This is a genomic window from Pseudomonas mangiferae (assembly GCF_007109405.1).
Taxonomy (GTDB): domain Bacteria; phylum Pseudomonadota; class Gammaproteobacteria; order Pseudomonadales; family Pseudomonadaceae; genus Pseudomonas_T; species Pseudomonas_T mangiferae.
The window spans coordinates 24,673-36,006 of record NZ_VJOY01000026.1; the positions used below are offsets into that span (position 1 = coordinate 24,673).

Consider the following 11,334-nt stretch of genomic DNA (forward strand, 5'->3'; position numbering starts at 1 on the left):
AAGCGAACGCCCGCCGGCGAGGGCGGGCGAGGCGCCCGGGGAACCGGGCGCGGAGGGTGTCAGCGGATGCCGGCGTTGCGCAGGGCGGCCGGGGTGTAGTCGGCGGCGGAGGCCTTGAAGCCGAACTCGAAGCTGTGCTTCTCCTCGTTCTTCATGCCCAGCGCCAGGTAGCGACCGCCGATGATGTCGTACAGCACCTCGACGGTGTAGGCCGGCACCTGGTGGTCGTAGTAGAACTGCTGGTGACCCTCGGCGACCCGCCACAGCGCGCCGCGGCCGTCGTAGTGGTCCACCAGCGCCACCTGCCAGCTGTCCTCGTCAATGTACATGTGGCGCTTGGCATAGATGTGCCGCTCGCCGCTCTTCACCGTGCCCACCACTTCCCAGACCCGGTGCAGCTCATAACGCGTCAGGTCCTGGTTGATGTGGCCGGCCTTGATGATGTCGTCGTACTTCAGGCTTGGCGAGTCCAGCTTGTAGCTGTTGTAGGGGATGTACATCTCGCGCTTGCCCACCAGCTTCCAGTCGTAGCGGTCCGGCGCACCGGAGAACATGTCGAAGTTGTCCGAGGTGCGCAGGCCGTCGGCGGCGGTGCCGGGGCCGTCGTAGGCCACCTGGGGCGCGCGGCGCACACGGCGCTGGCCGGCGTTGTAGATCCACGCAAGGCGCGGTTCCTTCACCTGGTCGAGGGTCTCGTGGACCAGCAGCACGTTGCCTGCCAGGCGCGCCGGTGCGGTCACCCGCTGCTTGAAGTAGGTGAGGATGTTGGCGGCCTTGGCCTGGTCCAGGTCAGTGATGTTCTGCGGGAAGGCCACTTCTTCCTCGAAGCGGATCGGCGTGTAGCTTCCGTTGGTCTGGGGCGTGGCCTGGGTGATGATCCGCTTGAGGTTGCCGCCGCGGTAGCGGGTGATGTGGTTCCACAGCACCTCGACGCCGTTCTTCGGGATCGGGAAGGCGTAGTAGCGGCTCTGCTCGAAGTTGGCCAGGCCGTTGCCGTCGTTGATCGGCTGCACGCTGGTGGCGCTGCGCTTGATGGCCGCGTAGATGTCGTCCGGCAGCGCCACGGTGCGGTGGCTGGGGTAGACCGGGATGCGGTAGGTCTCGGGGTAGCGCTTGAACATCGCCTGCTGCCCCTCGGACAGCTTGTCCTTGTACTGGTCGACGTTCTGCGCGGTGATGGTGAACAGCGGCTTCTCGCTGGCGAAGGGGTCGGCGAGGAAGCCCTTGGCGTCCGCCGCGCCGGCGTTCTTCGGCAGGCCGCCGGTCCATTCGGGAATGGAACCGTCGGCGTTGCCGGCCTTTTCCGCGCCGGTGGGCGTGAGGCTGGTGCCGAGCTTGGCGGCCTCGTCCGGGGAGACCGCAGCAAGGGCGCTGCCGGCGATCAGCGAAAGCGCCAGGGCGCCGCCCTGGAAGAAGCGCCGGGTGGGGGTGGGGAATCGGTGCATATGCATATCTGCTCCATTGCCTCAGAAGTTGACGCCAAAGCTCACGGCGACGAAGTCACGGTCGGTCACCGGGTTGTAATCGCCGCCGAAGAAATCGGTATAGCTGATGCTGGCCGTGTAGGTGTTGCGGTAGTCCGCGCCGAGGCCGAGGCTGATGGCCTTGGCCCCCTCGCTGAAGTTGGGGCCGTAGCCCTCCACGTCGTGGGACCAGGCCACCGATGGCGTGAGGTTGACCCCGGCGAACACGTCCGGGTACTCCAGGACGCCGCGCAGGCGGTAGCCCCAGGAATGGGACGTGTAGAAGCCATCGTTGTTGCACTCGTCCGGGTTGGCCGCGTTGAACGCGGCGCAGATGGGCGCGCTGGACAGCCGGCCGGGGCCGTAGATGGGATCGCGGCCGAAGCGCAGCGCGCCGGTGTCGCCGGAAATCCCCGAGATGTGGTTGTAGCCCACCTCGCCCACCAGGGTCAGGCGGCTGGCCCCCATCACCTGGTCGACGAAGCGGGTGGCAGTCAGCTGCGCCTGGGTCACCGGACGGCGGGCGTAGCCGTGCAGGTCCTCGCCGGAGACGTTGGCGGCATGGCCCGACTCGAAGACCGGCGAGACCCCCAGGCCCAGGGCGGCGAAGGACAGGTCGGTGGAGTTCAGTTGCAGCGGCATGTTCGGCCGGTAGCTGACCTCGCCGGCGACCGAGGTGGCGCCCAGGGTGGTCTGGAAGCTCAGGCCGTAGAGGCGGATGTCCTCGGGGTACTCGATGAAATAGCGGGCATTGGGCGCGCCGGGGATGAACGCCGGCGACGGCGTGGTGGTGCGGCGGGTGCTGAACACCGGGTTGCGGCTGTGGTAGTTCATGGCGTAGGCGCCGAATTCGGTGTCGTTCAGCTCCGGGACGAACCAGCGCAGCGCCAGGCCGAACTGGCCGCTGTCGCGGGCGTCGCGGTCGCCGGCGCGGGGGATGTAGATGTTGCTGCCGCTGCGCCCGGTGTTGTCGGACACCCCCGGCGGCAGGTCCGGGCCGGAGACCACCAGGCGGTCGCCGCAGCCGTCGGCCACCACGTCGGCGGTGGAGAAGAAGGTGCCGCAGTTGTCCGCCACCGTCTGGTCCCACTCCAGCTGGTAGAAGGCCTCCACCGAGAGGCTGTCGCTGACGCTCTGGGACAGGTAGAGCATGTTCACCGGGATCAGCCCTTCTTTGATCTCGGCGCCGGGACGGCGGAAGGCGGAGACGTCGATGGGGTTGATGGTGTTGATGCCGTTGCCGATGAAGGTGCTCTCGCCCCAGCTCACCACCTGCTTGCCCACCCGTACCGAGCCCGGCAGGTTGCCCAGGGTGTAGTTGTGGTAGAGGAAGGCGTCGAGGATTTCCGCGCCGGAGGACTGGGCGCCTTCCTTGCGGTTGTGGTCGTCGATGTCATAGAACGGCCGGTGCTCGTCCTTTAGCTCGAAGTCGTACCAGTACTTGCCGCGGACGAACACGCCGGTGTCGCCGTACTTCAGCTCCAGGTCGTGGATGCCCTTGAAGATCTTCGAGAAGGTCTCGCCGCGCTTGAAGTTCAGCCGGCCGTCGTCGGAGGTGCGGGAGGAGGCGCGGCCGCCGCTGGCGGTGGAGATGTAGTCCTTGTCCCCGGCGCGGGTCGCCCAGCTGGCGCCCACCGAGAGCTGCGAGTCGAACTGGCCTTCGATCTCGCCCAGGGTGAAGGCGGCGGCGAAGACCGGTGGCGCGCCCGCGAAGCCGGCGGCCAGGGCGAGGACGGAAGGGGGGACGATTCCGCGCATTATTGTTGTTTTCATGCGGCGCTCCAGGACGGATGGGGGGAGCCGCCATGCTAGCCAGCCCGCCCCGTACCCATAATTGCCTGAACGGGCGATTTCGTCCCTCACCCGAACGGGTGAAAGCGTGCCCCGGCGGCGTCTCGCCGGGCGAGGCGGGGGCGCCTGTGGCGTGGCACTGCTACCGGGGGTGACGCCGCCGCCCGGATCAGCTCCCCGGGTGGGCGGCGCGGTAATCCCCGGCCTGGGCCAGCAGCCAGTCGCGGAAGGCGCGCAGGGCGGCGGATTCCACCTTGCGTTCGGGAATGATCAGGTAATAGGCCTTGTCGCTGTGGAAGCTGTGGGGCGAGGCCACCACCAGGCGACCTTCCGCCAGCTCGCGCTCGATGAGGAACGGCGGGATCAGGGCCACCCCCATGGCGTGCATGGCTGCCTGGGCCAGCATCGAGAACAGCTCGTAGCGTGGCCCGCTCAGGTCTCGCGGCACGCTCAGGCCGCGGGCGCCGAACCACTGCCGCCAGGCGTAGCGGCGGGTGCTCTGCTGCAGCAGCGGCAGGCGTGCGATGTGCGCGGGGTCCAGGTGGGTCTCGCCTTCCAGCAGGGCCGGGCTGCACACCGGCAGCGGGTACTCGTGCATGAGGAAGTGGGACTCGGTGCCCGACCAGTCGGCGTCGCCGAAGTACAGGGCCGCGTCGAACTCGGTGTCGGCGAACAGGAACGGCCGGGTGCGGTTGGTCAGGTGCACCGTTACTTCAGGGTGCAGGCGCTGGAAATCCTTCAGCCGTGGCAGCAGCCACTGGGTGCCGAAGGTGGGTACCACCGCCAGCTCGATGGCCATCGCGCCCTGCTGGCCCATCACCGCCAGGGTGTCCCGCTCCACTGCATCGAGCTGGGTGGCGATGCGCCGGGAGTAGGCCAGCCCCGCCTCGCTGAGCTTCACCCCGCGCCGGGAGCGGCGGAACAGCGCCAGGCCGAGGAACTCCTCCAGCCCGGCGATCTGCCGGCAGACGGCGCTCTGGGTCAGGCTCAGCTCGTCCGCGGCCTTGGTGAAGCTTTCGTGGCGGGCGGCGGATTCGAAGGCGATGAGCGCGGCGGTGCTCGGGATCTTGCGGCGCATTATGCGTCGACCTCACGCGTGACGAAGGAAAATGAGCGTCTACGCTATCCCGGAGTGAGCGAAACGCACAACGGGGTGCGAAATCCTCGGTTGTCGCCGTCCCCGGGGGCGGCCTAGGATCGCCCCACGTTACCGGCCGGCCGCGACCCCGCGCGCCGGCGTCAGCCCTTCACGCTTCGAGGTGTCCCGATGGCCAAGGCAAGCTTCAACTGGATCGACCCGCTGCTGCTGGACCAGCAGTTGACCGAGGAAGAGCGCATGGTGCGCGACAGCGCCCAGCAGTTCGCCCAGGACAAGCTGGCGCCGCGGGTGCTGGAAGCATTCCGCCACGAGCGCACCGACCCGGCGATCTTCCGCGAGATGGGTGAGACCGGCCTGCTCGGCGCCACCATCCCCGAGACCTACGGCGGCAGCGGCCTGAACTACGTGTGCTACGGCCTGATCGCCCGGGAAGTGGAGCGCGTCGACTCCGGCTACCGTTCCATGATGAGCGTGCAGTCCTCCCTGGTGATGGTGCCGATCCACGAGTTCGGCAGCGAGGCCACCAAGCAGAAGTACCTGCCCAAGCTGGCCAGCGGCGAATACATCGGCTGCTTCGGCCTGACCGAGCCGAACCACGGCTCCGACCCGGGCGCCATGGCCACCCGGGCGAAGAAGGTGGACGGCGGCTACCGCCTCACCGGCAGCAAGATGTGGATCACCAACAGCCCCATCGCCGACGTGTTCGTGGTCTGGGCCAAGGACGAGGCCGGCGAGATCCGCGGCTTCGTGCTGGAAAAAGGCTGGGAAGGCCTGTCCGCCCCGGCGATCCACGGCAAGGTGGGCCTGCGCGCCTCCATCACCGGCGAGATCGTCATGGACAACGTGTTCTGCCCCGAGGAGAACGCCTTCCCCGACGTGCGTGGCCTGCGCGGCCCGTTCACCTGCCTGAACTCCGCCCGCTACGGCATCAGCTGGGGCGCCCTGGGCGCCGCCGAGTTCTGCTGGCACGCGGCTCGCCAGTACACCCTCGATCGCCAGCAGTTCGGCCGGCCCCTGGCGGCCAACCAGCTGATCCAGAAGAAACTCGCCGACATGCAGACCGAGATCACCCTGGCCCTGCAGGGTTGCCTGCGCCTTGGGCGGATGAAGGACGAGGGCACCGCCGCGGTGGAAATCACCTCCATCATGAAGCGCAACAGCTGCGGCAAGGCGCTGGACATCGCCCGCCTGTCCCGGGACATGCTCGGCGGCAACGGCATCTCCGACGAGTTCGGCGTGGCCCGCCACCTGGTCAACCTGGAGGTGGTCAACACTTACGAGGGCACCCACGACGTGCACGCCCTGATCCTCGGCCGCGCCCAGACCGGCATCCAGGCGTTCTTCTGATCGCCGCCCCGGCGGCCGCTGGGGCGGTCCGCCGGCTTCCGCTCGCGTGGCGCGGCCCTGCGCCTGTCTCCACTTCCTGAAGGACCTTCGCCATGTCCGGTGCCCTGTCCCATATCCGCGTGCTCGACCTGTCCCGCGTCCTCGCCGGGCCCTGGGCCGGGCAGATCCTCGCCGACCTCGGCGCCGAGGTGATCAAGGTGGAGCGCCCCGGCAGTGGCGACGACACCCGCGCCTGGGGCCCGCCGTTCCTCCAGGATGCCGAGGGGCGGGACACCTCCGAGGCCGCCTACTATCTGTCGGCGAACCGTAACAAGAAGTCCCTCACCATCGACTTCACCCAGCCCGAGGGCCAGCGCCTGGTGCGGGAGATGGCGGCCAAGGCCGACGTGGTGCTGGAGAACTTCAAGGTGGGCGGGCTCGCCGCCTACGGCCTCGACTACGCCTCGCTGAAGGCGCTCAACCCGCGGCTGATCTACTGCTCCATCACCGGCTTCGGCCAGACCGGCCCCTATGCCCGGCGCGCCGGCTATGACTTCATGATCCAGGGCCTCGGCGGCCTGATGAGCCTCACCGGCCGCGCCGAGGGCGAGGAGGGCGCCGGCCCGGTGAAGGTGGGCGTGGCGCTCACCGATATTCTCACCGGGCTGTATGCCGCCACCGCGGTGCTGGCGGCGCTGAACCATCGCGAGCAGACCGGCATCGGCCAAGCCGTCGACATGGCGCTGCTGGACGTGCAGGTGGCCTGCCTCGCCAACCAGACTCTCAACTACCTCACCACCGGCGTGGCCCCGCGGCGCCTGGGCAACGCCCACCCGAATATCGTGCCGTACCAGGACTTCCCCACCGCCGACGGCGACATGATCCTCACCGTCGGCAACGACGGCCAGTTCCGCAAGTTCGCCGAACTGGCCGGCCATGGGGAGTGGGCCGACGACCCGCGCTTCGCCACCAATAAGGCGCGGGTGGCGCACCGCGAGGTGCTCATCCCGCTGATCCGCCAGGCCACGGTGATGCGCACCACCGCCGAATGGATCGTCGCCCTGGAAGGCGCCGGCGTGCCCTGCGGGCCCATCAACGACCTGGGCCAGGTGTTCGCCGACCCCCAGGTCCAGGCCCGCGGCCTGCGCCTGGACCTGCCCCATCCCCTGGCGGGCAGCGTGCCCCAGGTGGCCAGCCCGATTCGCCTGTCGGAAACCCCGGTGGCCTACCGCAACGCGCCGCCGCTGCTGGGGGAGCACACCCGTGACGTGCTCCGCGACTGGCTTGGCCTGGACGAGGCGCGTATCGACCAGCTGCAGCGGGATGCGGTGATCTGAGGCAACCATCCGCCGGGCGCCGTTGATCGACCCGGCGTTGCCCCGGCGCCCGGTGTCTGTATAAATGTACAGCCGCCGTGCGACCACCCTCGGCCCATGCGGCGGGCCTGTTTTCCTGCCGAAGTCGCCGCGATGCCCGAGCCGCTCCCGGACCCGTTCTATTACCTGACCAACTTTCAGCGCGCCCTGGACTGGATCGGCCAGCGCTACGCCGACCTGTTGGATGCCGAGGAGCGCACCTTCCTCGAACGCTTTCCCGATCTGCCGGAAGCCTCCCGCGCGCTCTTCGTGCGCATGGCTATGCGCAAGGGCGGGCGCTTCCGTGCCAGCAAGCTGCAGTACGCCGAGATCGGCTGCCCGCGCCGCGCCGCCGAACCCCTGGTGGCGGCGGGCTGGCTGGACGACGATCCGCTCCTCGACCTGGACGGCCTCGCCAGCCTGCTGAAGAAGGCCGAGCTGGGCCGCCTGTTCCAGCTGCCGCCGCGCCAGGCCCAGGCGCGCAAGGGCGACCTGCTGGACGCCCTGCGCGCCCACGGGCATGCCCCGCGGCCGGCCAGCGCCTGGCTGGTCGCCCTGGGCGACGCCCTCTACGACCTGCTCGCCGCGCCGCTCTGCGAACGCCTGCGGCTGATCTTCTTCGGCAACCTGCGGCAGGACTGGTCCACCTTCGTCCTCGCCGACCTGGGCATCCACCGCTACGAGCGCGTCGCCCTGGACGCCGCCTCCCGGGGGTTCCAGTGCCGCACCGACGTGGACGACTACCTGCGGGTGCAGCGCTGCCGCGAACGGCTGGAGGCCGGCGAGCCGCTGGCGTCCCTGCTGGACGATCTGCCCGCCAGCCCCTGCGCCAGCCCGTGGATCGAGAGTCGCCGCGCCAAGCTGCTGTTCCTGTTCGGCCAGCGGTGCGAGCGCCAGGGCGAGGGGGAGCGGGCGCTGTCGCTGTACCAGGCCTCCAGCCATCCCGGCGCCCGGGTGCGGGCGGTACGGGTGCTGGAGCGCGGCGAGCGCACCGCCGAGGCGCTGGCCCTGGTGGAGCGGATCGCCGCCGAGCCGCGCAGCGAGGAAGAGCGCCAGCAGGCCGCGCGCATCCTGCCGCGGCTGCGTCGGCGCCTGGGGCTGGCCGCCCTGCCGCGGGTGGGCGCCGCGCCCGTGGAGCGCCTGGACCTGTGCCTGCCGCGGCCGCTGGGCGGCGCTTCGGTGGAAAGCCGGGTGAAGGCTCACCTGGAGCAGGCGGACGCCCCGGTGTACTACGTGGAGAACACCCTGCTGGTGTCACTGTTCGGCCTGCTCTGCTGGGAAGCCGTGTTCGCGCCGCTGCCCGGGGCATTCTTCCACCCGTTCCACAGCGGCCCGGCGGACCTGCACGACGCCGATTTCCGCGTCCGTCGCGCGGCCCTGTTTGACGCCTGCCTGGGCCGCCTCGAACACAACCAGCACGGCGAGGCCATGCGCCGCACCTACCAGGAAAAGCACGGCCTGCAGTCGCCCTTCGTGCACTGGGGCGCGCTCACCCCGGAGCTGCTGGAGCAGGCCCTGCGTTGCCTGCCGGCGGCGCACCTCAGGCTGTGCTTCGAGCGCCTGCTGCGGGACATCAAGGCCAACCGCGCCGGCCTCCCTGATCTGATCCAGTTCTGGCCGGAGGAGGAGCGCTACCGCATGGTGGAGGTCAAAGGCCCCGGGGACCGCCTGCAGGACAATCAGATCCGTTGGCTGGACTTCTGCGGCCGTCACGGCATTCCCGTGGCGGTTTGCTACGTGCGTTGGGACGACGCGCCTTGAGCTACCGGGTCGCCGTCCGCGCCCTCTGCGAGTTCACCGCCAAGGCCGGCGACCTGGACCTGCGCTTCACGCCGTCCCCCACTGCCCAGGAAGGCATGGCTGGCCATGCCCTGGTGGCGTCCCGGCGCGGCGAGGACTATCGCGCCGAGCTGACCCTGAGCGGCGAGTATCGCCACCTGTCGGTGCGAGGGCGCGCCGATGGCTACGACCCCACGGCCAACCGCCTGGAGGAAGTGAAGACCTACCGCGGCGACCTGACGCGGATGCCCGCCAACCACCGGGCGCTGCACTGGGCCCAGGCCAAGCTCTATGGCTGGCTGGCCTGCCAGGCTTTCGCGCTGGCGGAGATCGAGGTGGCCCTGGTGTACTTCGAGATCGGCAGCCAGCGGGAGACCGTGCTTGTCGAGCGTCACGGGGCGGAGGCCCTGAAGGCCTTCTTCGAAACCCAGTGCGAGCGGTTCCTCGCCTGGGCCGAACAGGAGGTGGCCCACCGCGCCGAGCGGGACGCCCAGTTGCAACGCCTGGGGTTTCCCCACGGCGACTTCCGCGTCGGGCAGCGGCAATTGGCGGAAGGGGTCTACAAGGCGGCGCGCCTGGGGTGCTGCCTGCAGGCCCAGGCGCCCACCGGGATCGGCAAGACCCTCGGCACGCTGTTCCCGCTGCTCAAGGCATTCCCTAGCAGCGCCCTGGACAAGCTGTTCTTCCTCACCGCCAAGACCCCCGGGCGCCAGTTGGCGTTGCACGCCTTGCAGCGCCTACGGGCGGATGCACCGCTGCGGGTGCTGGAACTAGTGGCCCGGGACAAGGCCTGCGTGCACCCGGACAAGGCCTGCCACGGCGAGTCCTGTCCCCTGGCCCGGGGGTTCTACGATCGCCTGCCCGCCGCCCGGGCGGCCGCCATCCAGCGAGGGTGGCTCGATCGCGGCGCGGTGAGCGAGGTGGCCCGTGCCCACGAGGTCTGCCCCTACTACCTGAGCCAGGAACTGGCGCGGTGGTGCGACGCGGTGGTGGGCGACTACAACTATTACTTCGACGGCAGCGCCCTGCTGCATGGCCTGACCCTGGCCAACCAGTGGCGGGTCGGGGTGCTGGTGGATGAGGCCCACAACCTGGTGGAGCGGGCGCGGGGCATGTACAGCACCGAGCTGGACCCCTTCGCCTTCGCCGAGGTTCGCCGGGATGCCCCGGTCGCGCTGAAGAAGCCCCTGGAGCGGATCGCCCGGCAGTGGCGGGCGTTGGACCAGGCTCATGGCGAGGCCTATCAGGTGCTGGACGAACCTCCCGCCGCCTTCCTGGCGTCCCTGCAGAACGCCGTCTCTGCCATCGGCGACCATGGGGTGGAGAACCCGGCGGCGTTGCATGGCCCATTGCAGACCTTCTATTTCGATGCCTTGCAGTTCTGCCGGCTGGCCGAGAGCTTCGGCGAGCACTCGTTGTTCGACCTGTCGCGCACGACCGGTCGACGGGGGCCGGTGTCGCGGCTGTGCCTGCGCAACGTGGTGCCGGCCCCGTTCCTCGCGCCCCGTTTCGCCAGTGCCCACAGCACCACGCTGTTCTCGGCGACCTTCTCGCCCCGGGCATTCTACCGCGACCTGCTGGGGCTGCCCGCCGCCACGCCCTGGCTGGATGTGGCCTCGCCCTTCGCCGCCGAGCAACTGGACGTGCGCATAGCCGACCGCATCTCCACGCGGTTCCAGCATCGCGCGGCGTCGGTGGCGCCCATCGTCGAGCTGATCGCGGACCAGTACGCGCGGCTGCCGGGCAACTACCTGGCCTTCTTCAGCAGCTTCGACTACCTCCAGCAGGTCATGGCGCGGCTGGTGGAGGCCCATCCCGACCTTCCTTTATGGAACCAGGCGCGGCGCATGGACGAAGCCCAGCGCGACGCCTTTCTCCAGCGTTTCGTCGAGGGCGGACGAGGGATCGGCTTCGCCGTGCTGGGTGGCGCTTTCGGGGAAGGCATCGATCTGCCCGGGGAGCGCCTGATCGGTGCCTTCGTCGCCACCTTGGGCCTGCCCCAATTGAATCCGGTGAACGAGCAGCTCAGTCAACGCATGGAGCGGCTGTTCGGCGAGGGGTATGCCTACACCTACCTCTACCCGGGTCTGCAGAAAGTGGTGCAGGCCGCAGGCCGGGTGATCCGCACCCGGGAGGACAGGGGAGTGGTGTACCTGATCGACGACCGCTTCGGCCATGCCCAGGTCCGCCGGCTGATGCCGTCTTGGTGGACGATCGGGCGAGCCTGAGAGGCGTCTGGTGGGGCCTGGGAAAGAAACCTGACAATTCGGGCAAAAAACCGTTGACGTGAGTGTCGTGGCCCCTATAATGCGCACCACTTCCGGCGCGTAGCCAACGCAAAACGCTTTGTAGATCAAGGGGTTGAGTGGTTGGAAGCATCTCAGGATGCGGTGTTGGAAGGGCGGCGCAGGCTGCCGGTGCTTCGGTCCCGATCGAAGCGCAACGGAGGAAGGGGTTGACAGCGTCGCATGGTGCTGTAAGATTCGCCTCCCGCTTCAGCAGGTTGTAAAGCTGATGAAGC

General features: G+C 69.2%; 7 protein-coding genes. 4 read left to right on the plus strand and 3 right to left on the minus strand.

Features of this window, described 5'->3' with window-relative positions; all coding sequences use genetic code 11:
* Positions 1-59 precede the first annotated feature (59 nt).
* The 3 genes from FM069_RS20685 to FM069_RS20695 form a co-directional block, all read right to left on the minus strand.
* Complete coding sequence (locus tag FM069_RS20685; RefSeq protein ID WP_143490309.1) at positions 60-1,445, minus strand: DUF1329 domain-containing protein; 1,386 nt, start codon at positions 1,443-1,445, stop codon at positions 60-62.
* Positions 1,446-1,466: 21 nt separating this feature from the next.
* Positions 1,467-3,236 carry a DUF1302 domain-containing protein gene (locus tag FM069_RS20690; RefSeq protein WP_143490302.1) on the minus strand — a complete coding sequence of 590 codons (1,770 nt, stop codon included), beginning with the start codon at positions 3,234-3,236 and terminating at the stop codon, positions 1,467-1,469.
* A 187-nt stretch (positions 3,237-3,423) separates the two neighbouring features.
* Complete coding sequence (locus tag FM069_RS20695; RefSeq protein ID WP_143490303.1) at positions 3,424-4,332, minus strand: LysR family transcriptional regulator; 909 nt, start codon at positions 4,330-4,332, stop codon at positions 3,424-3,426.
* Positions 4,333-4,521: 189 nt separating this feature from the next.
* On the opposite strand from FM069_RS20695, the gene FM069_RS20700 reads away from it, so the two are divergent.
* From FM069_RS20700 to FM069_RS20715, 4 genes are all read left to right on the plus strand, one after another.
* Entirely contained in the window at positions 4,522-5,700 is a 1,179-nt protein-coding gene (locus FM069_RS20700) for an acyl-CoA dehydrogenase (protein ID WP_143490304.1), read from the plus strand.
* A 92-nt stretch (positions 5,701-5,792) separates the two neighbouring features.
* Positions 5,793-7,016 (plus strand): CaiB/BaiF CoA transferase family protein, encoded by a 1,224-nt coding sequence (locus FM069_RS20705; protein WP_143490305.1) that lies wholly within the window; start codon positions 5,793-5,795, stop codon positions 7,014-7,016.
* Between the two features lie 132 nt (positions 7,017-7,148).
* Positions 7,149-8,795 carry a VRR-NUC domain-containing protein gene (locus tag FM069_RS20710; protein WP_143490306.1) on the plus strand — a complete coding sequence of 549 codons (1,647 nt, stop codon included), beginning with the start codon at positions 7,149-7,151 and terminating at the stop codon, positions 8,793-8,795.
* The gene (locus FM069_RS20715) at positions 8,792-11,041 is read left to right on the plus strand and encodes an ATP-dependent DNA helicase (RefSeq protein WP_143490307.1); all 2,250 of its coding nucleotides are present in this window, start codon (positions 8,792-8,794) and stop codon (positions 11,039-11,041) included. The genes FM069_RS20710 and FM069_RS20715 overlap by 4 nt, the downstream gene beginning before the upstream one ends.
* Positions 11,042-11,334: the final 293 nt, after the last annotated feature.

Coding starts and splice junctions, on each gene's coding strand:
- FM069_RS20685 (WP_143490309.1), bottom strand. CDS start 1,445: ATGCACCGATTCCCCACCCCCACCCGGCGCTTCTTCCAGGGCGGCGCC.
- FM069_RS20690 (WP_143490302.1), bottom strand. CDS start 3,236: ATGAAAACAACAATAATGCGCGGAATCGTCCCCCCTTCCGTCCTCGCC.
- FM069_RS20695 (WP_143490303.1), bottom strand. CDS start 4,332: ATGCGCCGCAAGATCCCGAGCACCGCCGCGCTCATCGCCTTCGAATCC.
- FM069_RS20700 (WP_143490304.1), top strand. CDS start 4,522: ATGGCCAAGGCAAGCTTCAACTGGATCGACCCGCTGCTGCTGGACCAG.
- FM069_RS20705 (WP_143490305.1), top strand. CDS start 5,793: ATGTCCGGTGCCCTGTCCCATATCCGCGTGCTCGACCTGTCCCGCGTC.
- FM069_RS20710 (WP_143490306.1), top strand. CDS start 7,149: ATGCCCGAGCCGCTCCCGGACCCGTTCTATTACCTGACCAACTTTCAG.